This window comes from Bifidobacterium asteroides, from assembly GCF_019469425.1.
GTDB classification, from domain to species: Bacteria; Actinomycetota; Actinomycetes; order Actinomycetales; family Bifidobacteriaceae; genus Bombiscardovia; species Bombiscardovia asteroides_I.
On record NZ_CP048272.1, the window covers coordinates 308,802 to 333,289 of the forward strand.

17 protein-coding genes and 1 pseudogene are annotated in these 24,488 nt (G+C 63.0%); 10 read left to right on the forward strand and 8 right to left on the reverse strand.

Annotated features, from left to right (window positions below):
* The first annotated feature begins 3 nt into the window (after positions 1-3).
* Positions 4-918, forward strand: a complete 915-nt coding sequence (locus GYM67_RS01115; protein WP_258561528.1) for a family 43 glycosylhydrolase — start codon at positions 4-6, stop codon at positions 916-918.
* Positions 915-1,616, forward strand: coding sequence for a YesL family protein (locus GYM67_RS01120; protein ID WP_220236744.1), 702 nt, complete (start codon positions 915-917; stop codon positions 1,614-1,616). Before GYM67_RS01115 ends, GYM67_RS01120 begins: the two co-directional genes overlap by 4 nt.
* Here the strand turns inward: GYM67_RS01120 and GYM67_RS01125 are convergent.
* A complete protein-coding gene (locus GYM67_RS01125) occupies positions 1,570-2,634 on the reverse strand; it encodes an alpha-arabinofuranosidase (protein WP_220236745.1) in 1,065 nt (354 codons plus the stop codon). The two genes, GYM67_RS01120 and GYM67_RS01125, sit on opposite strands and share 47 nt — an antisense overlap.
* A gap of 176 nt (positions 2,635-2,810) precedes the next feature.
* Here GYM67_RS01125 and GYM67_RS01130 point away from each other — a divergent pair, with 176 nt between their 5' ends.
* From GYM67_RS01130 to gndA, 3 genes are all read left to right on the forward strand, one after another.
* The gene (locus GYM67_RS01130; RefSeq protein ID WP_220236746.1) at positions 2,811-3,767 is read left to right on the forward strand and encodes a TatD family hydrolase; all 957 of its coding nucleotides are present in this window, start codon (positions 2,811-2,813) and stop codon (positions 3,765-3,767) included.
* Between the two features lie 175 nt (positions 3,768-3,942).
* A complete protein-coding gene (locus tag GYM67_RS01135) occupies positions 3,943-6,264 on the forward strand; it encodes a KUP/HAK/KT family potassium transporter (RefSeq protein WP_220236747.1) in 2,322 nt (773 codons plus the stop codon).
* 112 nt (positions 6,265-6,376) lie between these two features.
* Positions 6,377-7,843: an NADP-dependent phosphogluconate dehydrogenase gene (gene gndA, locus GYM67_RS01140; RefSeq protein ID WP_220236748.1), complete on the forward strand. Its 1,467-nt coding sequence runs from the start codon at positions 6,377-6,379 to the stop codon at positions 7,841-7,843.
* Between the two features lie 68 nt (positions 7,844-7,911).
* Here gndA and GYM67_RS01145 read toward each other — a convergent pair whose 3' ends face one another.
* Positions 7,912-8,946 (reverse strand): LacI family DNA-binding transcriptional regulator, encoded by a 1,035-nt coding sequence (locus GYM67_RS01145; protein ID WP_220236749.1) that lies wholly within the window; start codon positions 8,944-8,946, stop codon positions 7,912-7,914.
* A gap of 185 nt (positions 8,947-9,131) precedes the next feature.
* Between GYM67_RS01145 and GYM67_RS01150 the strand changes: the two genes are divergently transcribed.
* The 4 genes from GYM67_RS01150 to GYM67_RS01165 all read left to right on the forward strand — a co-directional run bounded on the left by GYM67_RS01150 (position 9,132) and on the right by GYM67_RS01165 (position 13,193).
* Complete coding sequence (locus tag GYM67_RS01150; protein ID WP_220236750.1) at positions 9,132-10,382, forward strand: ABC transporter substrate-binding protein; 1,251 nt, start codon at positions 9,132-9,134, stop codon at positions 10,380-10,382.
* Between the two features lie 14 nt (positions 10,383-10,396).
* The gene (locus GYM67_RS01155) at positions 10,397-11,326 is read left to right on the forward strand and encodes a carbohydrate ABC transporter permease (RefSeq protein WP_220236751.1); all 930 of its coding nucleotides are present in this window, start codon (positions 10,397-10,399) and stop codon (positions 11,324-11,326) included.
* A complete protein-coding gene (locus GYM67_RS01160) occupies positions 11,323-12,180 on the forward strand; it encodes a carbohydrate ABC transporter permease (RefSeq protein WP_220236752.1) in 858 nt (285 codons plus the stop codon). Before GYM67_RS01155 ends, GYM67_RS01160 begins: the two co-directional genes overlap by 4 nt.
* Positions 12,181-12,302: 122 nt before the next feature.
* Positions 12,303-13,193 (forward strand): family 43 glycosylhydrolase, encoded by an 891-nt coding sequence (locus tag GYM67_RS01165; RefSeq protein WP_258561529.1) that lies wholly within the window; start codon positions 12,303-12,305, stop codon positions 13,191-13,193.
* Here GYM67_RS01165 and gnd read toward each other — a convergent pair.
* The 3 genes from gnd to GYM67_RS01180 are packed head-to-tail and all read right to left on the reverse strand — an operon-like array spanning position 13,183 to position 16,315.
* The gene (gene gnd, locus GYM67_RS01170; RefSeq protein ID WP_258561582.1) at positions 13,183-14,127 is read right to left on the reverse strand and encodes a phosphogluconate dehydrogenase (NAD(+)-dependent, decarboxylating); all 945 of its coding nucleotides are present in this window, start codon (positions 14,125-14,127) and stop codon (positions 13,183-13,185) included. The two genes, GYM67_RS01165 and gnd, sit on opposite strands and share 11 nt — an antisense overlap.
* Positions 14,128-14,155: 28 nt before the next feature.
* On the reverse strand, positions 14,156-14,833 hold the full coding sequence (locus GYM67_RS01175; RefSeq protein ID WP_258561530.1) for a gluconokinase: 678 nt from the start codon (positions 14,831-14,833) through the stop codon (positions 14,156-14,158).
* Positions 14,834-14,869: 36 nt separating this feature from the next.
* Entirely contained in the window at positions 14,870-16,315 is a 1,446-nt protein-coding gene (locus tag GYM67_RS01180) for a GntP family permease (RefSeq protein ID WP_258561531.1), read from the reverse strand.
* A gap of 224 nt (positions 16,316-16,539) precedes the next feature.
* On the opposite strand from GYM67_RS01180, the gene GYM67_RS01185 reads away from it, so the two are divergent.
* Entirely contained in the window at positions 16,540-17,244 is a 705-nt protein-coding gene (locus tag GYM67_RS01185) for a FadR/GntR family transcriptional regulator (protein WP_220236755.1), read from the forward strand.
* Positions 17,245-17,536: 292 nt separating this feature from the next.
* Here the strand turns inward: GYM67_RS01185 and GYM67_RS01190 are convergent, their stop codons facing one another.
* From GYM67_RS01190 to GYM67_RS01200, 3 genes and pseudogenes are all read right to left on the reverse strand, one after another.
* Positions 17,537-22,282, reverse strand: coding sequence for an RCC1 domain-containing protein (locus GYM67_RS01190; RefSeq protein ID WP_220236756.1), 4,746 nt, complete (start codon positions 22,280-22,282; stop codon positions 17,537-17,539).
* A gap of 129 nt (positions 22,283-22,411) precedes the next feature.
* Positions 22,412-22,498, reverse strand: a pseudogene (locus tag GYM67_RS09355) (hypothetical protein); the annotation flags it as partial.
* Positions 22,474-24,141, reverse strand: coding sequence for an RCC1-like domain-containing protein (locus GYM67_RS01200; RefSeq protein WP_220236757.1), 1,668 nt, complete (start codon positions 24,139-24,141; stop codon positions 22,474-22,476). The gene GYM67_RS01200 and the pseudogene GYM67_RS09355, both read right to left, overlap by 25 nt.
* Positions 24,142-24,488 lie beyond the last annotated feature (347 nt).

A 24,488-nucleotide genomic window follows, 5' to 3' on the forward strand; every position in this document is an offset into this window, starting at 1 on the left:
ACCGTGAGCCTCATACCTGGTGTGCAGCTAGTCAGGCGAGCGGATGGGTCTGTGGCCCAGCTGCACGCCTTGGGCATGCTGAAGGATGGCGGCCGCTGGCTGGCCTATGGCGAGATCAAGACCGGGGGCAGCCGGTTTGGGGGAATCTGCTGCTATGACACTGAGGACTTCGTCCACTGGCGCGATCTGGGCTGCGTTCTGCCAGTTGGGTCGCCGGGCGGGATGACTTCTCCGGAGCGCATCGTGGAGCGGCCCCGGGTCCTGCGCTGTCCGGCCACCGGGCTCTATGTCATGTACCTGCATGTGGACGGCGAGGGGGATTACCGTTACGCCCATGTGGGCACGGCTATCAGCGAGCGGCCCGAGGGACCCTTCCGGCCCCTTTCAACCATGCGGTTTGGCATGAATGCCAGCCGCGACACCTTCGCCTTCCAGGACCGGGATGGCAGCGGGTATCTGGTTTCCGAGGACCGGGATCAGGGAACCCACATCTACCGGCTCTCAAGGGACTACCTGTCTCTGGTGGAGGATCTGGTCTGTCTGCGTGGCCAGGACGGTCGCTTCGGCTATGAGTCCCCCATCCTCCTGCACCGGAGCGGCTGGTACTACTGGTTCGGCTCGCAGTTGACCGGCTGGGATTGCAATGACAACATGGTATCCGTTTCGCGGAACCTGCGCGGACCATGGAGCCCATGGAAGCCTGTGGCGCCTCTGGGGACGCAGACCTACCAGTCGCAGTGCGACGCCATCGTGCCCCTGTCAGAGGATCCAGCCCTGCCCTGCCTGTACATCGGAGATCGGTGGCGGCCCGATCATTTGGGCGAATCCCCGCTGGTGACCCTGCCCATCCTGATTGACGACGGTTGCGTTCGTCTGCTCTGGCGGGAACAATGGGATCCAGGAAAGGGGTGGCGATGAAGCGCTTCGCGGTGGGATACGAGTTCCTGTGCCGAATCATCATGATGATATTCGTGGTCCATGTGGCCTTTCTGGTCCACACACTGCTCGGACTGGTCCTGGTTGGATTCTTCCCCTCCATGGCAGCCACCTGCACCACTTACCGGACCTGGCTGCTGGACCTGAAGGACCGTTCATGGACGGTCAGGCAGACCTGGATGACCTTCCACCGGGCTTGGCGCTCAGAACTGGCCGCGGCCAACCGTTTCGGATGGCCCCAGCTCCTGGTCTGGGCCCTCCTGATTTGGGAATACTGGCTGACCATGACCAATTACATGGGCACCCTGACGCCCGTGGTCTCCGGCTTGCTCCTCCTGCTCAACCTGCTGTATGGGCTCTTCGTTCTGCTCAGCTGGCCAGTGCGGTCCAACTTCGACGAGAGCCCGCTCTGGGCGGCCCGGACCGCACTGTCCATGGTGGCGGGGCGTCCCCTATGCTCCCTGATGGTCCTGGCCCTGCTTATGATCACGGGCTGGGCTTACTACACCTGGCCAGGTTTGGCTGTGACCTTCGGTCTGGCCGCGCCGCTCTTTGCAGACATGGCCGCCGTTTATTCCTGGGGGCGGCTGCCGGGCATGGATGTCCATGTGCTCGAACCTGCCAAGAAGCGGGTCAGCGGGTCAGGGTCCGCTTCAAAATCCGATACTCGCTCTCGGTGATGGGCATGATGGAGCCATGGCGCTTGGTCAGTCGGCCGAAGTCCATGTCGTTGACCAAGGTCCAGTCCTGAGGCTCTCTGGAGGACAGGTCGGCCGAGCGGAAGGGCAGATAGCCCCGGCCCTCGGCAAACTGGTCGCAAATCAGGCCGAAAGGCATGGCCCGTCCGTCAGGCCCAGCGGCATCGGCATCGTTGTAGAAGAAGAGCTCAGGGCCCTCCAAATAGCGTGAGGAGTAGCGTCCCTGGCCGAAGATGTCGGTCAGGTTGGACAGGTAGGACCAGGCCTGGTCATCGTCCGTGCGCACCAGCTCATGGGTGGCCGCATAGGGGTTGAGGGTGCGTTCCAAGGTGATTTGATCATCCTTGGAGGCCCGGTACCACCAGCCGTCGGGCGCCTTGAGCATGGTTGTGTCGATGATCCCGTTGCTGCGGTCGATCCACTTGACCGGGCGGGAGAAGGTGATCAGGTCAGTGCTGATGGCGTAGTACATGTTGATGCCGTTGCCCAGCTCGTTGGCCAGGTCGGCCGCAGCCGGGTCTTTGGCGCTGTCGGCTGCAGCCGTGGCCCAGAAGACTATCCATTGCTCCCTGTCGGCATCCCAGCAGGCCTCCGGCGCCCAGGCCATGCCGGCCTTGGGAATGGCTGAGGCCACATCCACCAGGCGCGGCCTGCCCCAGTGGGCCAGGTCAGGCGAATCCCAGATGACCAGGCCGGTGGATCCGTCCACGGTGGCCCGGCCCTCCTGCCAGCCGCCCCTGTGGAAGACGGACAGATCGGTGGCGATGATGTGGAAGAGGCCGTCTGGTCCCCGGACGACATAGGGGTCGCGCACGCCGCCCTCGCCCTCGCTCCAGGTCAGCACCGGGTCTCCCCGGGCCCGCAGGTCATGCCAGTGCAGGCCATCGCGGCTGAGGGCGAAGTAGAGCTGCTCGTCCGTCTCGGTCTGTTCGTGTCCGGTGAAGTGGACGAAGAGGTAGGCACTGGTCGCCTCGAACGAGGGTTGCCAATCCGTAGACATGTTCCACCTTTCCTGCTTACGGCAACGGTACCGCGGCGGCGGGCGCTTCTTCGCCCTTTCGTTCCGGCCGTTCCAGGGCCGTCATGGGCGATTCTAGCTGCCGCCCTTCCTTTTGGCAGAGCCGGTCGTCCGGGCGGGTCGCGGTTTGGGCCGCACGGGTTCCTAGACTGTGGACCATGAGCAGGCATCATCGCGACCGCAGCTGGGCTCCCGACCCCGAGCCGCTGCCCGAAGGCATTGAAGTCATCGACGATCATACCCACATGGCCTCCGTGGTCCCCTTCGCCCAGGAGATGGATCGGCAGGCCAGGGAGCGCGGGCAAAATCCGGTCCCCGTTCGCACGGTCGACCAGCAGCTGGAAAGGGCCCGGGCTGTGGGCGTGGTCGGGGCCATCGACGTAGGCTGCGAGCTGCCCCACCTGCAGACGGCTGTGGACCTGGCCCTGGCCCATCCCGGGGTGGTTCACGCGGCCCTGGCCATCCATCCCAATGAGGCCGTCCTGCACGGCCATCGAGGGGTGCCGGGGCCGGATGGACTGCCACTGCAATATCAGCCCTGGCATGAGGTTTCTTTCGAGCAGGCGCTTGAGGAGGTCGCCCGTCTGGCTCGCGCATATCCCGACCAGGTGGTGGCCATCGGGGAGACGGGCATGGACCTCTTCCGAACAGGACAGGGGGCCGAAGAAATCCAACGCCAGGCCTTCCGCGAACACATCGCCCTGGCCAAGGAGCTGGACCTGCCTGTGCAGATCCACGACCGCGACGCTCACCGCCAGGTCGTCGAGACCCTGCTGGAGGACGGCGCTCCCGAGCGCACGATCTTCCACTCTTATTCGGGGGATGCGAAGATGGCTCAGGTCGCTGCCGAGCATGGCTGGTATTTGAGTTTCTCGGGGACAGTCTCCTACAAGGGCAACGAGGGAATCCGCCAGGCCCTGTCTGCGGTCGGCATGGACCACATCATGGTGGAGACCGATGCGCCCTACCTGAGTCCCATGCCCTACCGGGGGCGCACTAACTCCCCATACATGATTCCCTACACCCTGCGTGCCATGGCCGATGCCTTGAACTGCCCCCTGGCCGAGGTGGCCAAAGCGACGGCAGCCACCACGCGCCGGGTTTATGGGCTGTGAGGGGTGTCCGATGGACGGTGCCGGACCGGGACTAAGCTAATGGTGTGTCGCGGTCTGAATCGTCCCTGCAGAGTGTGGGGGGAGAGTGCTACGGTTGTCGTCGCACGTGTGCGCAAACAGCAACATACGGCACCCGGAAGTAGATGAGTGAAGGCATTGGCCGATGGAGGGCTCTATGGCGGATGAGCGGCATGAGTTGGCGGCTCAGGATGATGGCAGGGGCGCTGACGAACCACCCCGGTTATCCGGCGAAAAAGCGGCAAAGCCGACGGTGGCCTCTCGTAAGGGTCGGTTGACGAAGGAATCGATTCTTCCCCCGGAGAGCTTTACCAAGGCCCCAAAGATCTCGGCCAAATCCCGCACGCGCGAGGAGGAGAACGAGCTCAAGCGGGTTCGGCGCGAGGCCCAGAGGGCGGCGCAACGTCGCCGTACCCCGCCAAAGGGTCCTTTGGGCCGCTGGTGGCGGCGGGTGCAGTCTTCGCCGGACAGAATCAGCCTGGGCATGTGCATCGTGGCCCTGGGTGTGGTCTACGGCGACATCGGCACTTCGCCCCTGTATACCATGCAGGCCTTCGTGGCCGGGCAGGGAGGCATGGCCCGTGTGGACAGGGCGGCCGTGCTGGGCATGCTCTCCCTGGTCTTCTGGTCCATCACGCTGATCACCACGGTCAAATACGTCCTGGTGGCCATGCGCATCGACAACAAGGGCGAGGGCGGCATCTTCGCCCTGTACACCTTGGTCCGGCACTACGGCAAATGGCTGGCCATCCCTGCCATGGTCGGCGGCGCAGCCTTCCTGGCTGACTCGGTGCTGACTCCGGCGGTCTCCATATCCTCGGCAGTCGAAGGCCTCAAGACCATCCCTGTGCTGACTCCGATCTTCCACGAAAACGGAAATCTGACCATGGTCATCACCTTGGTGATCATCCTGATCCTGTTCGCGGTCCAGTCGCGTGGAACCGAGCGGATCGGCAAGGTCTTCGGCAGCGTGGTCATGGTCTGGTTCGCCTTTCTGGCCCTGATCGGCATCTACTGCATAGGCAACGACTGGTCCATCTTCGAGGCCCTGAACCCGGTCTACGGGATTCGCTTCCTTTTCAGTCCGCAGAATCCGGTTGGCCTGACCATCATGGGCACGGTCTTCCTGTCGACCACGGGAGCCGAGGCTCTCTACTCCGACATGGGACACGTAGGCCGCGGCAACATCTACGCCACCTGGCCCTTCATCAACGTCGCCCTGGTCTTCAACTACTTCGGCCAAGGGGCTTGGATCCTGCGCAACCGCGACAATAAGGCCCTTCAGGGTGTGGACGGGCTCAACCCCTTCTTCCAGATGATGCCCACCACCGTGCGTTACGTGGCGGTCCTCCTGTCGGTGACGGCAGGCGTCATCGCCTCACAGGCCCTCATCACGGGTGCCTTCACCATGGTCTCGGAAGCCACGGGCCTCAACTGGATGCCCCATCTGCAGGTGCGTTACCCGGCGCGCACCCGTGGCCAGCTCTACATCCCCACCATCAACTGGGTCCTGTGCGCGGCCACGTTGACGGTGCTGGCCATCTTCAAGGATTCCGAGCACATCTCGGCCGCTTACGGGCTGGCCCTGACGGTGACCATGATTACCACCACCGTCCTGCTGGCCGACTACATCTGGCACGACGGCAAGCGGGCGCTCTCCCTGCTCTTCGCCTTGGTCTTCCTGGCCATCCAGATCCTCTTTTTCATGGCCTCCATGGCCAAGTTCATGCACGGCGGCTGGTTCACCATGCTGCTGACCGCGGCCATCCTCTACATCATGTACACCTGGGATGTGGGCACCAGGGTGGAGCGCTCGCAGCGGCGGCATATGACGGCCAAGGAATGCCTGCCCGCCCTGGAGATGCTTCACAACGACTTCCGCGTCCCCTATTATGCGGACAACCTGGTCTATCTGACCTCGGATGCGGAGATGCGGCGGCTGGACACCGACATTTTCTTCTCCATCTTCGCCAACCGGCCCAAGCGTGCTCGCGCCTGGTGGGCCGTCTCGGTCCAGACCACGGACGCCCCCTACACCCGCAAGTACTCGGTGGAGAACTTCGGCACCAACTACCTCTTCCGAGTGCGCATGAGGCTGGGCTTCAAGGTGGACCAGAATGTGGCCACCTACCTGCACCAGATCATGCATGAGCTGATTGACAGCGGCGAGCTGCCCAAGCAGCCCTCCATCTACCCCAAGGTGGACGAGGACCCGCAGATCGGCACAGTCACCTATGTACTGGTCCACAAGGCCCTGATGCCCGAGTCCAAGATCGACTCTCGCGGTGCCTTCTCGCTGAAGGTCAAGTACGCCATTCGCAAGGTGGCGGGCTCGCCGATCAAATGGTTCGGCTTGGCTCCCTACAACCCGATCGTGGAAGTGCAGCCCCTGTTCGTTTCCACCCGGGCAGTTCCAAAGCTGACGCGCGTGGTCCTGCCATCCCGCAAGATCAAGGGCGGCAAGCATCACAAGGGCTGAGTGAGTGGAATCTCACCCTATGGAGCCTGGCCCAAATCGGGCCCAGGCCATAGAATTGACGGCATGGAACCTGGTGCCCGGCCTTTCCGGGCTACCGTCGAAAGGTGATGTGATGACACAAGCTCAAGCCAATATCGGAGTCGTGGGTCTGGCCGCCATGGGTGCCAGCCTGTCCAGGAACCTGGCACGGCACGGCAATACCGTAGCTGTCTACAACCGCCACTATTCGCGCACCGAGACCCTGATCAGCGATCACGGCCAGGAGGGCCGCTTCGTTCCGGCCAAGACGCTGCAAGAGTTCGTGGCCTCGTTGACCAAGCCCCGCACGGCCATCATCATGGTCAAGGCCGGGGATCCCACCGACCAGATGATCAATGACCTGGCCGATCTGATGGAGCCTGGGGACATCATCGTCGATGCCGGCAACGCCTACTTCAAGGACACCATCCGCCGCGAGAAGGCCATCCGGGCCCGTGGGCTGCACTTCGTGGGTTGCGGCGTCTCCGGAGGCGAGCAGGGCGCCCTCTTGGGGCCCTCCATGATGCCCGGCGGGACCGATGAGTCCTGGGAGACCCTGGGGCCCATTCTGGAGTCCATCGCCGCCAAGGTTGATGGCGAACCCTGCGTCACCCACATCGGCACCGACGGGGCGGGCCACTTCGTCAAGATGGTCCACAACGGCATCGAGTACTCGGACATGCAGGTGATCGCCGAGTCCTATGACCTGATGCGTCGGGGTCTGGGCATGGAGCCCGAGGCCATCGCCCAGGTCTTCGAAGAGTGGAACCAGGGGGATCTGAACTCCTACCTGGTGCAGATTACCGCCGAGGTGCTCCACCACACTGATGCCGTCACCGGCAAGCCCTTCATCGACATCGTCACCGATCAGGCCGGCATGAAGGGTACCGGCACCTGGACCGTGCAGACCGCATTGGACCTTGCCGTGCCGGTGACCGGAATAGGCGAGGCCGTCTTCGCCCGGGGACTTTCTTCTTCGCCAGAGCTGCGCAGCCAGGCGGCTCAGGAGGGGCTGGAGGGTCCGCAGCCCAAGGCTGCCATGGCTGATCTGGCCGCTGATCTCGAGGCCCGCAAGTCCTTCATCGAGGACATTCGCCAGGCCCTCTATGCTTCCAAGATCGTGGCCTACGCCCAGGGATTCAACGAGATGCAGGAGGGAGCCCGGGTCTATGGCTGGAAGCTGGACATGGGCGCCATCGCACGCATCTGGCGTGGCGGCTGCATCATCCGAGCCAAGTTCCTGAACCGGATCTCGGATGCCTATGCCTCTGGCCGTGAGCCGGGCTCCCTACTCTTCGACCCCTTCTTCAAGCAGGCGGTCGAGCAGGCTCAGGATTCCTGGCGGCGTGTTGTGGCCAGCGCCACCCAGGCCGGAATCCCCATCCCCGTCTTCGCCAGCTCCCTGTCCTACTACGACGGACTGCGTTCCGACCGGCTCCCCGCCGCCCTGATCCAAGGCCAGCGTGACCTCTTCGGCGCCCACACCTATGGACGCGTGGACCAGCCGGGTGTCTTCCACACCCTCTGGGCCGAGGACAAGTCCGAGATCAAACAGGACTGAGTTTCTCGCCAGAATCGTAAAGGTCCGCACAGCCGCTGAGACGGCAGTGCGGACCTTTTGTCATCTTGTCAGCGGATTTTGGCTGTGGATTCCCGGACCACCAGCCGGCAGGTGGCAGTCGTCCGGGTGGGAGGACAATTATCGTCGTCGCCCTGCAGACGGGCCAGGAGGGCATCAACCGCCTTGCGGGCCAGATCTTCCTTGTCGGTGCTGATGGTGGTGAGCGAGGGTATATAGGACCCTCCCTCCTGTATGCCGTCAAATCCCACGACGGCCAAGTCCCGGGGGACCTCCACGCCGCATTCGTGCAGTCCTCGGATCAGGCCAAGGGCCAGGGAGTCAGTCATGCAGAAGATGCCGTCAAAGGGCGGGTCGGACGCGTCCGCCAGATGATGGCCCAAGTCGCGGGCCATTTCTCCTTCCCAGCGGTCCAAGGGCAGGAAATCTTCGCGCCCAGCCTTGATGCCGGCGGCTTTCATAGCCTTCAGACAGCCGGCCACCCTGCGGCCGTGGACCGAGTGCTGTTGGACCGGATCGGTGCTGGCCGTCATGTCGGCACCCACCACGCCTATTCGTCGGCATCCGCAGTCCAGCAGGTGCTGCACAGCCATGGCGGCTCCCTCGAACCCGGCCGTCATGACCGAATCGAAGACCGGCTCGGCTGAGGGGTCGTCCAGCAGCACCAGAGGCTTGCCATCGGCCAGCTCCTGCATCTCCTCATTGGTGATGCTGCCCGGACTGAAGATGGTGCCGTCGCAGAGCTGGCTGGTCACATGCCGGAGAATGGAGACCTCGTCCTGTTTGGAGTTGGAGGTCTGCTGAATGATGGCCTGCATACCGTGGGCGTTGATCTGCCGGGAGATGGCCGCACTCATCTGCGCGGGATAAGGCTTGTCCAGCTCGAAGATGGCCACGCCGATGATGCCGCTCTTACCTGAGCGCAGGCTCCTGGCCGACAGATTGGCCGAGTAGCGGAGCTTGTGGGCGGCAAGCAGGACCCTGCGCCTGGTGTCATCCGCTATGCGTTTATCGCCTCGAAGGGCATAGGAGGCAGTGGCCCGAGAGACCTGCGCCTCCTTGGCTACATCGCTCATCGTCACCATCTCGCACCTTTCCCGGGGTTCAGCCATTATCCTAGGCACGTGGGTGGCCTTATCAGAATATAGTTGACACGATTCAATCAACGTGATATACCATGTTATGACAGGAGTTGAATCGTGTCAATTCCCGGGTCTCGACGTTGAACAGCCCGGAGAGATGTTCAGAGGATTGATTGCAAGGAGGAGTCATGAAGCTGAAGCGAGCATGGAGGGGCATAGCTGCGGCGCTGGGTGTCGGCATGTTGGTGTCGGCCATGGGTGCCTGCGGGGCTGGCGGCGCTGACGGGTCCAAGACTGCGCTGACCTTCCTGTCATGGAACAACGAACAGGTGATGAGGCCATACATCGACCAATTCGAGCAGCAGAACCCAGGGATCAAGGTGGACTTCAGCTATTCGCCGCCTACCCCTGAGTACATCCAGACCCTGCAGACCCGACTGGTCGGTAACCAGGCCCCGGATGTGTTCATCATCACCTCCGAGAATAAGGCTGACCTGATCAAGAACGGCTACGTGCGCGACCTGACCAACGAGCCCTTCATGCACAACATCTCCCAGGCCAACAAGGACTTCGTCAGCCATCAGGGCAAGGTCTACGGCATGTCCGTGTCCTCCTGGGCCTCCGGCATCGTCTACAACAAGGACCTTCTGGCCAAGGCGGGCGCCAAGGAGGTCCCAGAGACCTGGGACGGGTTCCTGCAGCTGTGCAAGAAGCTCAAGGCCGCCGGAGTCACGCCCTTCCTGGAGACCATCGCCGATGGCCCCAGCAGGATTCCCGATGCCTTCATGGGCTCGCAGTTCGACAGGGACAAGGTTGATGTGACCAGCCTGATCGACCGCCGCCCTCAAAAGCCCGGCGGCGACCAACGTGAGGCGGTTGCGGCCTGGATGAAGCTCTACGACCAGGGCCTGGTCACCCGTGACACGGTCGGCATCAGCGGCGACGATATGAAGACCCAGTTCATCAACGGCCAGGTGGCCATGATCTGCACCGGCCCCTGGGACCTGCCATCCATAGGCCAGGCTGGGCTCAAGTATGGCATGGCCCCCATGCCGCTTATGGAGAGGAACACGGTCAACTACGCACAGGGGTCGCCATCGCCCGCCTACGCCATATACTCCCGCCTCAAGGGCGACAAGCTCAAGGCTGCCCAGAAGTTCCTGACCTTCATGGATAGCCACTGGGCCTTGCAGCGTTCGGCCGACAACGGGGATGCCATCACGGTCCAGGGGTTCGAGGCCAAGGTCAAGCCCGAGTATGAGCAGGTCTACCGGACCAACGTGCAGCCGGGCCACTACTTCCTGCTCATGAACTTCTATGCCAAGCCGGACGTGCTGACCACCGTCCGCCAGTCCGAGACCCAGCAGCTGGTCCAGGGGTCCATCAATCTGGATCAGTGGGCCAAGGCTATCGACGACAAGATGGCCTCGGTCAAGTAGGAAGGGGCTGGACCATGGCTTCACAATCTGCGGCGGAGCGTGCCAACGCCCATCGACGGCGCACGCTCGGCCTGCGGCAGGATCTGACCTCTTTCTGGTTCCTCCTGCCTATTTTGGCCGTCTTCGTCGTTCTCTTCGCCGTGCCGCTGGCGCAGACCATCATCTACTCGATGACCGACTTCAACGGCTACAGCCTGAACATGCACTATGTGGGCTGGAAGAACTACCACAGCGTGTTCACCGACTCCTCGACCATGCAGGGACTTGTGTTCACCATCCTGTACGCCGTGGCCCAGACGGTCCTGGTGACCATCTTCGCCATCCCTTTGGCTGTTACGCTTAACCGGAAGTTTTGGGGCCGCAACTTCGCCCGTTCCCTGTTCTTCTTCTTCAGCGTGCCATCGCTGGCCATCATGGGCATGGTCTGGAAGTACATCTTCTCGCCCATGAAGTCAGGCGTCTTCAACACCGTCCTGGGTGTCTTCGGCCTTGGGCCGGTACCCTGGCTGTCCAATTCGACCCTGGCCCGGTGCTGCGTCATCTTCATCGCAGTCTGGGCGCAGATAGGCTGGCACGCCACGCTCTACCTGGCCTTCCTGCAATCCATTCCCGAAGACCTCTATGAGCAGGCCACGGTGGACGGGGCCAGCAGCCGCCAGCAGTTCGTCCACATCACCCTGCCCCAGCTAATCCCGGGCATCGTCACCTCCAGCTTCCTGCTTATGTCAGGCGGCCTCAAGGTCTACGACCTGCCCTACACCATGACCAAGGGCGGCCCCGGGTACTCCACCTATACGGTGACCCAGTCCATCATTCAACAGGGTATCGGCCAGTCCCAGTATGGGCTGGGCTCGGCTCTAGCAGTCCTGTTCACCGTGGCCACGGCCCTTGTGGTCTTCGCTCAGATGGGCGCCGCCGGTCTGATTTCCAGGAGGTTCCAATGAGTAGCAGCAAGAGCCCGACCCTGACCCTGAGCCAGCGGGAACGGCGGCGTTCGGCGGTCAGGAGCGTGGTGGTGCTGATCATCGCCCTGATCTGCGCCGTGCCCCTCTGGTACATCCTGATCAACACTTTCAAGACCGTCCCCGACATGGCCACCAATCCCCTGGGCCTGCCCAAGCAGTGGACGCTGCGCAACTACACGCGGGCCTTCGCCACGGTGCCCATTGTCCGAAGCCTGGTCAACACCCTGATTGTCACCTTCTTCGGCGTTCTCCTCCAGGTGCTGATCGGAGCTTTGGCCGCCTATGGGATGATCCTGCGCAAGTCGATTTTCACCTCGGTCATCGGTGTGATTCTCATGATCGCCTTCGTCATTCCGACCCAGTCCACCCTGATTCCCCTCTACCGGATGGAGTCCAGCGTGGGGCTGGTCAACACGCTCCTGGGCCTGATCGTCATGTACCTGGGCGGGGCGGTCTTCTGCTACTTCCTGATAGTGGGCTACATGCAGTCCCTGCCCTTCGAGGTCATTGAGGCCGCCAGGATCGACGGGGCCGGGCCCCTAAGGATCTTTTGGAGCATTGTGCTGCCCCTGATCAGGCCCATCCTGACCACAGTGGTGGTCTTCCAGACCATGTCGACCTGGAACGACTTCATGACGGCCAACGTCTTCATCAGCAGCTCCGACCTGCGCACCATCGTCCTGCAGGTCTACAACGCAGTCGGCCAGTTCACCACTGACTGGCCCAGCTTCATGACCATTACGGTCCTGGCCCTGATTCCGGTCTTCGTTTTCTTCATCTTCTGCCAGAAGTGGATCGTCTCCGGGCTGGTTGCCGGAGCGGTCAAGGGGTAAGGCGACCAATCGGAAGGTCGTAGTCTATGGAGGCGGTTGGGGGTTCCGGCCGTTCCGCTCGTAAGGAATCGGAGTCACAGTCCATGGAGGAATTCGCAAACGCACATCCAGGATCGAAGAGGATGGGATTGGCAAGCAACCCGCTGCATCGCTACTGCGCGGACCCGGATCTGGTCATGATCGGGGACCGTTGGTACCTGTACTGCACCGAGGATGGTCTGCCTGAATGGACCTCGCATGCCTTCTACGTTTATGAATCCGTGGACCTGTGCCATTGGACCCGCAGAAAGATTCTGGACCTGGACCAGGTCCCTTGGTGGCATGGGGGACAGGGTGCCTGGGCTCCCTGCCTGCTGATGCGTCAGGGAACCTGCATCCTATATTTTGTGGCCGACGGACAGATCGGCCAAGCAGTCGCACCTGGTCCAACCGGTCCCTTCCGGGCGGCCCAGGAGCCATTCATCGCCCGGGGGGACTACGACTGCCTGCCCATCGATCCCTCGGTCTTTGTGGATGACGACGATGTGCCCTATCTGCTATGGGGCAATGGCCGTGCCTACATGGCACGGCTGAGTCCGGACGGCCGGCGCCTGGAGGACGGCTCGGTGCACTCCGCCGTGCCTGACAACTTCCGCGAGGCCATCACTGTCTGCCGACGGGGAGACATCTACTACGCCTCCTGGTCGGAGAATGACACCAGGGATCCGAGCTACCGGATCCGTTGGTCCAGCGCGCCATCGCTGGACGGGCCCTGGACTGCACCCCAGATCCTGATCGAGGCTGATTATGCCAAGGGGATTCTGGCCACGGGTCACCACTGCATCACCCGTGTGCCGGGCCGGGATGACTGGATCGTGGCCTACCACAGGTTCGCCAGGGACGGCCGGGGCGACGGCTGCCATCGCGAAATCATCTTTGACTCCTTGGATTTCGCCGATGACAGCGCCCTGGTCCAGATCCGCCCGCAAGTGGGATCCTACTGGTACCCAGCCCGGAATCCGGTTACTCCCTGACGATGGGGTGGCCGCCGAATGCGCTGCGCAGGGCGGACACCACCTTCATGGTCATGGGATCCTCGATCTTGGAGGACTGGCGGGCATAGAGAGCCGAGGTGATGGCCGGCGTGGGCACCCCCAGCTCCAGGGCGTCCGCAATCATCCACTTGGTCTCGCCGGTTTCGTCGGCCTTGCCGGCGATCCCGCTCAGATGCGGGTCATCCTTCAGAGCCTGGGCCAGCAGATCCAACAGCCACGACTGGATGACCGAGCCCTTGCGCCAGGACTCCACCACTTCGCCAGGCTCCTTGATCAGGTCGGAGGCCTCAAGGACTGCGTACCCCTCGGCCAGGGCCTGCATCATCCCGTACTCGATGCCGTTGTGGACCATCTTGGCATAGTGGCCCGCGCCGGTGCCTCCCGCGTGGACCAGACCGTAGTCGCCCTCAGGCTTCAAGGTGTCCAGGATGGGCTGGATTCGGGCCACGTCCTGGTCCGAGCCGCCGACCATCAGAGCATAACCCTTCTCCTTGCCCCAGATGCCGTTGGAGGTGCCCACGTCAACTAGGCCTATGCCCTTGGCGGCCAGGGCCTGGGCGTGTTCCTGGTCCTGGGTGAAGCGAGTGTTGCCGCCATCCACGACCAGGTCGCCGTGCTCCATCAGCTCGCCCAGCTGATTGAGAGTGGACTCAATGGGTTTGCCGGCCGGGACCATGACCCAGATCACTCGTGGTGCCTCCAGGGCCTGGACCAGGGCCTCAAGGCTGTCCACATCCCTGCCCGAGTCCGGCGCGATGTCATAGCCGACTACCTGATGACCGCCGGTGCGCAGGCGGTCTGCCATGTTCTTGCCCATGCGTCCCAGGCCAATCATGCCGATCTTCATAGTGTTAGTTCCTCTCCCTTGACTCTTAACTGCAACAGTGTGAAGTTGACCGCGATAGTTGGTTATCGGCCGCGGTCGGGCCGATTCGCGGGTGCTACTGGCGGGCTGCCTGCCGGGCGCGCTCAGCTTGAACCTGGGCGGTGTGCGCCTTGACGTCGCACTGGAGCCCCAGAGTGTCGATGACCTCTTCGGCCTCGATCTCAGGAGACATGCGCAGCCCCACGTCGATGGTCAGATGGATCTCGTCAGGTCCCAGGGGCTCCAGGTCATCGAACTGGGAGCGTAGCATCTGCGGCTTCATGAAATGGCCCTTCCGCTTGGAGAGCCGTTCCATGATGGAGTCGTAGTCCCCGCTCAGGTGGATGAAGACCACGCCCGGCATCCGCAGCCGATCACGGTAGATCCGCTTCAAAGCGGAGCAGGTAACGGTCCCGGGCGTCCCCCGGCGTATGTGGTCCTCAATCCAATCATGGATGCTGTCCAGCCAGGGCCAGCGGTCCTGATCGGTCAGGGGGATGCCGCGGGCCATCTTGTCGATGTTTGCCTGGGGGTGGAAGTCGTCGGCCTCTGCCATGTCCCAGCCCAGCTTGCGTCCAAGGTGCTCGTTCATGGTGGTCTTGCCGCAGCCTGAAACGCCCATGATGACCAGGATCGGTGTGCGGCCGTGGAAATAGTCAGATGGAACCGTGTTGTCGACCGCCGAGGGGACCTTGGGCTCCGGGTGGCTTTCTGCGCTCAGCGCGTCGGAATTCTTCAATGATGTATCTACCATGTGCAACCTTTCTGAAAAGTGATGTGACGATGATGCTCAGGAGGCGATGGGCACAAACAGGCTGGCGACCATGACCAGAACCAGGACCACGACCGACAGCAGACATTCCAGAACCGACCAGGTCTTCAGGGTCTCGCCAACGCTCAGGCCGAAGTACTCCTTGATCAGCCAGAAGCCTGCGTCGTTGAGGTGGGAGAGGAATATGGACCCGGCGCCGATGGCGATCACCAGGAGGGTGGTGGCCATCGGGGTGGCATGCATCATGGTCATGGCGTTGCTGAGGATGCCCGCCGTGGTCAGGATGGAGACGGTGGCTGAACCGGTGGCGACACGGACGAAGACCGCGATGAGCCAGCCCAACAGGAAGATGGAGATGCTTGAGGTCTCCACGAAGTTGCCGATGATCTTGCCGATGCCCGTGGCAACCAGGACGCCCTTGAAGCCGCCTCCTGCCCCGACGATCAGGAGAATGCCGGCCACTGCGGGCAGGGAGGCGCCCAGGGAATCGTTGACGGTCTTCCAGGATATTCCGGAGGCGGCCTTGAGCACCAGCATGGAAACGACCAGGGCGATGGCCAGGGCCATGACGGGGTTGCCGATGAAGTTGATGGTCTGGGCGAATCCGTCTGTGCGGTCCTTGAAACCGGGCAAGGCGATTTCGAAGATTGAGGTGAGGAGCATGAGGACGGCGGGAAGAAGGATGCAGCAGAGGGAAATGCCGAATGAGGGAAGCTTGGTCTCCTCCTTGCCGGCCTCATCGCTTTTGGCTACAAAGTCCGCAGGTGCCTGGACCGGAACCCACCGGGCAGCCACCCTGGAGAAGAGGGGGCCGACCAGGACCAGGGTGATCAGGGCGAAGGGGATGCCGAACATCATGGTCAGCCCTACATTGCCGGTTTCCTTGAACTGGCTCAGGGCGGCCAGCGGGCCGGGGTGGGGGGGTACGCAGGCATGCATGATCGACAGGCCCGCCAGGGTGGGGATCGCAACGCGCATCAAGGGCAGCTTGGTGCGTTGGGCCACCAGGATGATGACCGGCACCAGGATGACCAAGCCTACCTCGAAGAACATGGGAAGGCCGATCAGGGCTCCTATCAGGGCCATGATCCAGGGTATGGAGGCTGCGGAGGATTTGGATACCAGGGTGTTGACCACCTGGTCGGTGGCGCCGGTATCCATGAGCACCTTGCCTATCATGGCTCCCAGGCCTATCAGGATGCCTACTGACCCCATGGTGTTGCCGAACTCGCCGGTGAAGCTGGTCAAGGTCGGCATGGGGCCATAGCCTGATCCGATGCCTACCACCAGTCCGGCCGCCAGGAGGGATACGAAGGGGTGGAGTTTGACGACGGTTACCAGGAATATGAGCACCGCCAGGCTGAGTATCAGACTGACGCCCAGCTGCGTGGTGTTGAGCTTGGCGGTCCCGCCAGCGGCGATCAGGACCTGCTCGGCGGCTGCCAGGTGCAATATGGTTTGCATTGCTGCCTCTTCTCTGAGGAATCGGACGAATCCGGTCTCCCGGGTTCATTTTTTTTTATTTTGCATGACATAATATCGACCAAATGACATTATGTATGTTTTAACTGCTATAAGTGTACACGCCCTGTGGACGGCAGCGACGCTGCCGCTCCTTCATTATGGCAGGACCCATCCGTATTTCAGTACGGGACACCTCGCCGGGAATGATTGGTAGAGTGAATTTCATGGGAACCGAACCGTCGTTGCATGACAGGCTGCTCGATCAATGGGGCATGGGCATCATCACTGGCCATATAGCCCAAGGAGAGCGTCTGCCCGCCCCGGCCCTAGGTCGGGAGCTCCCCTCCCGAACGGTTACCAGAGAGGTGACCCGTGTCCTCGAATCCATGGGGCTGGTCACGGTAAAACGTAAGGTGGGAGCCGCCGTCAACCCCGCCAGGGTCTGGAACATCTACGACCCCATGGTCATCGAATGGAGACTGCGCGGACCGGATCGGGAAAGCACGCTCCACGAGCTCTCGGAGCTGCGGGGAAGCGTGGAGCCCACGGCGGCACGGCTCGCGGCATCCAGGGCCAAGCCGGAACAATGGGCCGCCCTTACTCAAGCCGCCATCGACATGGTGGCCCACGCCAACCGGGCGAATGAGTCCGACTACCTCCAGGCTGACGAATGTTTTCATAGGACACTCCTGGAATCATCAGGAAACGCCATGTTTGCTGCCCTCGGTGACGTGGTGGCCGCTGTCCTGGCGGGCCGCACCCGCCATGAACTCATGCCCCGGCGGGCCAATGAACAGGCGCTGAGGCTCCATGGCGACGTGGCGGCTCTGATCCGCCAGGGTGACGGCGATGGTGCCCGCAGGGCCATGGAGCGCATCGTTGACGAATCCGACCAGGCCATTCATGCCATGACGAGTTCGCAGGGGTAAGTCGTCACTGGCAAAAGGTTGGCATCGTCGTCGGGCTGTGGCTATCGCGACAGAGTGTGCAAGCCATCCCCGCCTCTGTTCGGCACGCCGTATGCTGACTGATTCCACGTCTGCGAAGCAAGCCAGGAATTCGCTTGGTTGCATATTTTTCAAAGAGGCAGGCCTTTTTCTGATCGGGAACAACAAGAAAGAAGGCAGCCTGCCAAGGGGGATATTACTGGCGGAGCTGCCTTCCGGCCGGGAAGCTGGGGAGCTTCCCCTGCTATGGCCACTTACTCGAGCGAAATCCTGATCAACTCATGCCTTCCTGCATTCGGTGCTTGCGTTGGGCGGCGATGGCTGCCAATGCCATAAGCCCGATCAGCAGGAGGAGGATTATCCCCCTTCCGCCGGCATTCGGCAGTATCCATGAATGCATGAAGATGTAGATATTGCTCGTGTCCGGGGTCTGCGGCTCCCCGGCCAGCGTCCATTCGATGGTGGTGGAAACCTGGCCGAATCTATGGCTGGGGGTGATAGCCTGCCAGGTCCCGTCCGGTTGCCCACTGACAATCGTTCCGTCGGCATCGCCGAAGGAAAGGCGGGTGGGAATGCCCATGGGCGGGATGGCAATGCGGGTGGCCAGCACCAGATCGGTGTTGTCGGAGCCGGTCCCGTTCTGCCCGGTGCTGTTTCGGCCGAAGCCATAGGCCGTTCCGTCGGTGCCGATGGCCAGGCTGTGGTTGTCGCCGGCGCTGATGCTTCCAGCCTTGAGCCCCTGGCTCTTGTCCTTGGGATCCCTGGCCTTGGCAGGCTGCTCGGGGGAGCGTCCATCACCGAGTTGGCCGTGGGTGTCGTCTCCCCAACCGTAGACCACCTGGTCGGTGCCGATGGCCAGGCTGTGGTTGTCTCCGGCCGCCACCTGCTGATAGGCGAAGCTGTCGGATGCGCCCCGGGGGAGGGCGACTTGAACGGGTATGGGCTCGTCGCCCCCGTCGGGTCTGACCTGGCCGTTGCTGTTCGACCCCCAGGCCCAGGCCCTCCCATCCTGATCCAGGGCCACGGAGTGGGATGACCCGGCGCTGATCCGGATGTACACGGGGCTTTCGCTCATGCCTGATGGTACTGCCAGCGGTTTGGGCACCTTGCTTTCGCTGCTTCCGTCGCCAAGGCCGAGTCTCCCATTGGCATTGGACCCCCAGGCGTATACCTTCCGGTCGGTGCCGATGGCCAGGCTGTGCTCGCTTCCTGCACTGATCTGGATGTAGGAGAAGCCGGATGCGGCTTCGCCGGGCTTGGCTACCCGGATCGGAATCGGTGAACTGCCGGTCTTGCCATCACCTAGCCCGCCTGTGATGGATCCCCAGGCATAGATGTTCCCGTCGCTGCCCAGAGCCAGGATATGCCTTCTGCCTAGGGCCACCTGAGTGAACCTGAAGCCTGGGGCTGCATCTGCCGGAAGGGCCACCTTGACAGGGATCGTGGAGGTGCTGGTGGTGCCGTCGCCCAGGCCTGTGGCGTTGGTGCCCCAGGTGTAGGCCATCCCATTGGATCCCAAGCCGATGCTCATCGTGGTGCCTGCGGCGGCCTGCAGCCAGGTGAACCCGGGTCTGGCCCCTTTCGGAGCGGCAACAGCAATGGGTTGGTTCCGATTGGTCCGCGTGCCGTCCCCAAGTTGGCCGGAGCTATTGTCTCCCCAGCTGTAGGCTTTCCCGTTGCTGCCGATCGCGAGTGAGTATCCTGACCCGGCGCTGACCTGTGACAGGCGCATGTTGCCGGCTGGCGGTGGGGTGAGGGTCACGGTCTCGCCGCCGGTATCGATGCCGCGCGTGGGGGTGAGGGTCCACTTGGCGTTTGCAGGGCTCCACCTGGCTTTCAGGTTGTGGCCTTGCTGAATGGGTTGGGTGAAGTCATAGGCGGCATTCCCGTCGAACCACCCGTCGAATTGTTGACCTGGTTTGGCGGGATTGGCAGGTCGGGTGACGGTGGTGTCCTCGTCTGCGGTCTGCGATGGTGGTGTGGGCGAGCCTCCGTCGCTGTCGTAGGTGATGGTGTAGCGCTCAGGGGTATAGGTGAAGTCGAGGACAGCATCTGGTTGGGGAAGACCGTTCTGGTTCCAGTGGATGACGAGAGGTATCGTGCCGGGTCGATGCCGTCTGGGTGGCGCGATGACGGTCCAGGCGCCGTCCGGCTGTCGGGAGGGATCGGCTCCTGGCATCCCGCCGAAATCGATGGAGGCGACCTGCAGGTCGGGGTAGTCGATGGCGACGGGTTTGGCTCTGCTGGTGGTGGTGTTGTCGCCGAGTTGGCCCTGGGTGTTGTCGCCCCATGCGTGCAGGGTTCCATGGCTGTCGATGGCGAGAGTGTGTCCGGTGCCGCCGGCGGTGCGGACCCAGGTGGCGTCGGAGGCAGGTGCGTCGATGGCGACGGGTTTGGCTCTGCTGGTGGTGGTGTTGTCGCCGAGTTGGCCCTGGGTGTTGTCGCCCCATGCGTGCAGGGTTCCATGGCTGTCGATGGCGAAGGATGCATGGCCGCCGGCGGAGATGGCGGTGATGGTTGCGGGCAGACCGGGTTTGACGGGTCGGCCGGTCTCGGTGCCGCTGCCTGCGCCGAGTTGGCCCTGCTGATCGGAGCCGAACGTGTACGGAATGTCGTCGCCAGTGTCGGCGTCGGAGCCGATGGCGAAGGTGTGGTCGGTGCCGGCGGTGACATGCAGCCATGTGAAGGCGGGGGATGTGCCGGTCGGGGCCTGGACCTGGGTCGGGGTACCGACGGAGCCGCCCGTGTTTCCGTCGCCGAGCTGGCCGTGGTTGTTGTCGCCCCAAGCGTACATGCGGCCGTTGTTGGCGATGGCGAGGGTATGGCGGCCGCCGGCTTGGATCTGTGTGTAGACCAGCCATGAGGGGGTGGCGGGAGGCATGGCCCGCATGGTCGGGGTACCGGTGGAGCCGCCCGTGTTTCCGTCGCCGAGCTGGCCTTGGGTGTTGTCCCCCCAGGTCCACGCCCTGCCCTGGGTGTCGAGGGCGGTCATATGGCCGTCGCCGGCGCTGATCTGGGTGAACCTGGTGTCCCCGGTATCGGCCTGCCGTGGTGTCGGGTCGTCACCGCTGGTGGTGCCATGGCCGAGTTGGCCGTGGTCGTTGTCGCCCCAGGTCCAGATGCGTCCCTGGGTGTCGAGTGCCGCGGAGTATTTGTCGCCTGCGGTGGCTTGGGTGAATCGGGTGTCATCGGGGGTGGGAACGCTGGTGGGGGCGGAGCGTCTGGCCCGGTCGGGATTGCCGAGTTGGCCGTGGTCGTTGTCTCCCCAGGCATACAGACGGCCGTCGCTGGATACGGCCAGCGAATGGGTGCCGTCGGCGCTGATGCCGGCCAGGCGGGTGTTGGTCGCGTAGTCGGGCGGGGTCAGGGTCAGACTGGTGCCTCCGGATGTGCGACCTGAGGCAGGAGAGCGGGTCCAGGGGCCTGGTCGGCTCCATCTGGCAGTGATGGTTGTATCGCTGGTGACGGGCTGGGTGAAGTCAAAGGCAACGTTGCCCTGGAACCAGCCGTCGAACCTGTATCCTGCGCGGCCCGGGTCGGCCGCGGGTCGGACGGCCTGTCCCCAGTCGTCTACGTTATGGCTGGTGACCGGGTCGCCGTTGGCCGGGTCGAATCGGACCCGGTGGCTGACTGTGAGATACGTGTAGGTCAGGGCAGCCGTGCCGGAATCCAGGTTCCGTCGTGACCAGGAGACTTTGACATCCACCGGGCCCGGAGCGTGCGCCGGCGGGCGCACCTTCCAGGAGCCGTCAGGGTTCCTGACCGGCACGATCATCGATGGCTTTCCGTCGAAGGTGACGGAGGACACGGTCAAGGGCCATGGGAACCATACGCTCGCCGGTCTCGGATTGGCCGCCGCTGCCCCGTTGCTGGTGTTGACGCTGTTGATGCCGAGCTGTCCCCAGTCGTTGCGGCCGAAACTGTAGACGTTGCCGTCCGACCCGATGATCAGCATGTGCCAGTGGTTGCTGCCGATGGTGAGGCTGAAGTAGGTCAGGCCGCTCGTCGCCCCGTCCGGTTTGGGTATGCGCGTGGGTGTGGCTACGCCTGAGTCGCTACCGTTGGTGGAGGTGGTGCCAAGCTGGCCGTATTGGTTGCTTCCCCATGCCCAGGCGCCCGTGTCGGTGATGGCGGTGGAAAAGTCCCAACTTGCATTAATGTCTATGGCGCCGGTCAGGCCCGGTACCCGTCCTGGGCGGGTGCGTTCTCCGCTGCGTCCCAGCTCATTGTGCTTATTGCCTCCCCACGTATAGATGTTGCCGTCGGTGGCTATGCCCATGGATACGTATGCACCGGCGCTGATCGCGGTGAACTTCAGATCTGTGGCGACTGGGCCTGGTTTGTCGGCGGGGTAGGCATCGCTGGAATCGCGCCCCAGTATACCGTAGTAGTCGCTAAGGGTGTTGGTTTTTTCATAGCGGCCCCAGGTCCAGGCGGTGCCGTCGGCGGCCAAGGCCATGGAATCCCGGTCGCCGGCGCTGATCGCGGTGAAGGTGGTTCCCTCGGGCATGGCCACTTTCGTAGGGGTGATGTCGTTCATGGAACCGTCGTAGGGCGGGCGGCCGAGCTGGCCGTCCTTGTTTTGCCCCCAGGTCCAGACGTTGCCGTCCCGGTCCAGGGCCATGGAATGGATGTTGCCGGCGCTGATGGCGATGAACTGAACATTTGGAGGGGTGGAGGCAAGACCCGGCGTGGGATAGCAGTTACCCACTCCCACGGATCCGCGCCCCAGACGTCCGGCTTCGTTGTTTCCCCAGGTCCAGATTCTGCCGTCCCGGTCCAGGGCCATGGAATACCAGCCACCATTGGAGACATGGGTGAACTTCACGCCATCGGGCACCTTGACCATCACCGGGGTGGTTCGACGCGCCGAGGCGCCTTCCATTCCGCCGGTGCCCAGTTGGCCGCAGTCGTTTCTTCCCCATGCATAGGCGTTCCCGTCGCTGCCCAACGCCAGGGAATGAAACTGTCCCGAGGACACCTGGGAGAAGGCGATGCGGTTCGGAGGGTCGATGCGCACATCGTTGCCACCGATCCGGGGACCCGACGTGGGGTGGATCGACCACTGGTTATTGCCGAATGTCCACCTGGCGGTCAGCGTGGTGGGCCCCTTGATGGGTCTGCTGAAGTCGTAGGCGACATTTCCCTGGAACCAGCCGTCAAATGTCCAACCCGCCTCGCTTGGATCGTCCGGGCGTTGGATGGTGTCACCTACGGCGACCTGCTGGTTGGGTATTGGGTCGCCGTGCTCCGACTTGAAAGTGACGGCGGCGCAGTGCCGGTGTAGGTGAATCTCTGGCTGGTGTCGTCGGGTTGGCTTGCACCTGTGGCGTCAGCGGACTGGATGGTGAGGGTGACGGTGCCCAGATGGTGCCGGGGGGAGGTAACGTGCCATCCGTCGGCGCGTTTGGTGACGCCGCCGACGTTGTGGCTGTCGCCGAAAAGAACGGAGGCTATCCGCCGGTCGGTTGACCGCCAGACCATGCCTGGCTTCGGATTGGCTGCCGCTGATCCGCTCGTTGCGCTGTTGGTGGTGTTGGTGCCGAGTTGGCCGTAGTCGTTGCGGCCCATGCTGTAGGTGTTTCCGTCAGACCCGATGACAAGCATGTGGAGGCTGGTGTTTCCTGTGTTGAGGCTGGTGTAGGTGAAGGGGGCGGGTGTTTCGTCGGGGGTTGTCATGCGGGCGGGGATGGTCGTGTCGGTGTTGGTGCCGAGCTGGCCGTAGTCGTTGCTTCCCCATGCCCAGGCACCGGTGTCGGTGATGGCGGTGGAGTAGTTCCAGCCGGCGTTGATGTCTGTGGCGCCGGTCATGCCGGGAACCTGTCCTGGTCGGGTCGTGTCGCCGGAGCGTCCCAGTTGTTTTGAACTGTTGCCTCCCCAGGTGAGTACGGTGTTGTCGGCGCCGATAGCCATGGAATGGTTGTATCCAGCACTGATTGCGGTGAACTTCCGGTCGGTATCGACCTGGCCGGGCCTGTTGGCGGGGGCGGCATCGGTCGGCGTGCGGCCCAGTACGCCATAAAAGTCATCTCTTGTGCCGCCGTTGTCCCCCCAGGTCCAGGCGGTGCCGTCGGCGGTCAGGGCCATGGAATGGTAAACGCCTGCGCTGATTGCCGTGAAGAGGGTTCCCTCCGGCGCGGTCACCTTTGCCGGCGTGTTGTCGCTTGCCTTGCTGCCGTATGGAGGACGGCCGAGCTGGCCGTTGTAATTGACGCCCCAGGTCCAGATGTTGCCTTTGGTGTCCAGGGCTAAGGAATGCAGGTTCCCGGCGCTGATAGCTTTGAAGGTTGTGCCTGATGGGATGTCAGCCAGGCCGGGTGTGGAGTAGGAGCTGTTGACAGAGCCGCGGCCCAGTCGTCCGCCATCGTTGAATCCCCAGGTCCAGATCCTGCCGTCGCGGTCCAGGGCCATGGAATACCAGCCGCCTGCGGACACTTGGGTGAATTTGACGCCCGCGGGCATGGATACCGGCACCGGAGTCGTTCTACTCGCCGTGGTCGTCCCGTCGCCCAGTTGTCCGCAGTCGTTTCTACCCCATGCGTAGGCGTTCCCGTCGCTGCCCAATGCCAGGGAATGGTACTGGGCAGCGGACACCTGAGCGAGTCGGACCGGGTCCTTTGGCGAATTCACCGTTACGTCTGTGCCGCCCTGCCAGGGGCCGCTCGTGGGGTTGGTCGCCCATTGCCCCCATCTGGCCTTGAGATTCGTATCCTTAGTGACGGGCCTGGAGAAATCGTAGGGGACATCGCCCTGGAACCAGCCGTCGAATGTCCAGCCCGGGCGGGATGGATCGTCATGCGGCCAGGAAGCGGTTCCGCCGTCGGCCACGATCTGTTGGGCGGGCATGCCCGTGGTGCCCTCATCTGATGTGAACTGCACCGTATGGGTTCCGTCGTTTCTTGGCGACGGGCCTGGAGACTGCTGTGTGGCGGCCAGAGAATTCAGCGTCGCCAGGGGTGAAGGATGGCTCCCTGATGCCGGCTGAGGGTTCGTGGGCTGGATCAGTGGTGTTGATTGGGCGGTTTGTGGGGATGGATGCTCGGAGGGTGTTGCTATGAAAGAGGGTGAAGGATGGCTGTCTAGTTCGGGGACTGACGGCCTTGGGGCCGGGGCTTCTCTCTCACCCCCCCCCCCCCTGATTTCAGACTCTGCCAATGCATCGGTGTCTGATTGCTCAGCACCGGCAGCATGCGCATCTGCCATGAGCCCCAGGCCCATGGCAGCGA

Bases quoted from the DNA above. Each gene is read 5' to 3' on its own strand.
- GYM67_RS01120 (WP_220236744.1), top strand. From the start codon at position 915: ATGAAGCGCTTCGCGGTGGGATACGAGTTCCTGTGCCGAATCATCATG.
- GYM67_RS01125 (WP_220236745.1), bottom strand. From the start codon at position 2,634: ATGTCTACGGATTGGCAACCCTCGTTCGAGGCGACCAGTGCCTACCTC.
- GYM67_RS01130 (WP_220236746.1), top strand. From the start codon at position 2,811: ATGAGCAGGCATCATCGCGACCGCAGCTGGGCTCCCGACCCCGAGCCG.
- GYM67_RS01135 (WP_220236747.1), top strand. From the start codon at position 3,943: ATGGCGGATGAGCGGCATGAGTTGGCGGCTCAGGATGATGGCAGGGGC.
- gndA (WP_220236748.1), top strand. From the start codon at position 6,377: ATGACACAAGCTCAAGCCAATATCGGAGTCGTGGGTCTGGCCGCCATG.
- GYM67_RS01145 (WP_220236749.1), bottom strand. From the start codon at position 8,946: ATGGTGACGATGAGCGATGTAGCCAAGGAGGCGCAGGTCTCTCGGGCC.
- GYM67_RS01150 (WP_220236750.1), top strand. From the start codon at position 9,132: ATGAAGCTGAAGCGAGCATGGAGGGGCATAGCTGCGGCGCTGGGTGTC.
- GYM67_RS01155 (WP_220236751.1), top strand. From the start codon at position 10,397: ATGGCTTCACAATCTGCGGCGGAGCGTGCCAACGCCCATCGACGGCGC.
- GYM67_RS01160 (WP_220236752.1), top strand. From the start codon at position 11,323: ATGAGTAGCAGCAAGAGCCCGACCCTGACCCTGAGCCAGCGGGAACGG.
- GYM67_RS01165 (WP_258561529.1), top strand. From the start codon at position 12,303: ATGGGATTGGCAAGCAACCCGCTGCATCGCTACTGCGCGGACCCGGAT.
- GYM67_RS01175 (WP_258561530.1), bottom strand. From the start codon at position 14,833: ATGGTAGATACATCATTGAAGAATTCCGACGCGCTGAGCGCAGAAAGC.
- GYM67_RS01180 (WP_258561531.1), bottom strand. From the start codon at position 16,315: ATGCAAACCATATTGCACCTGGCAGCCGCCGAGCAGGTCCTGATCGCC.
- GYM67_RS01185 (WP_220236755.1), top strand. From the start codon at position 16,540: ATGGGAACCGAACCGTCGTTGCATGACAGGCTGCTCGATCAATGGGGC.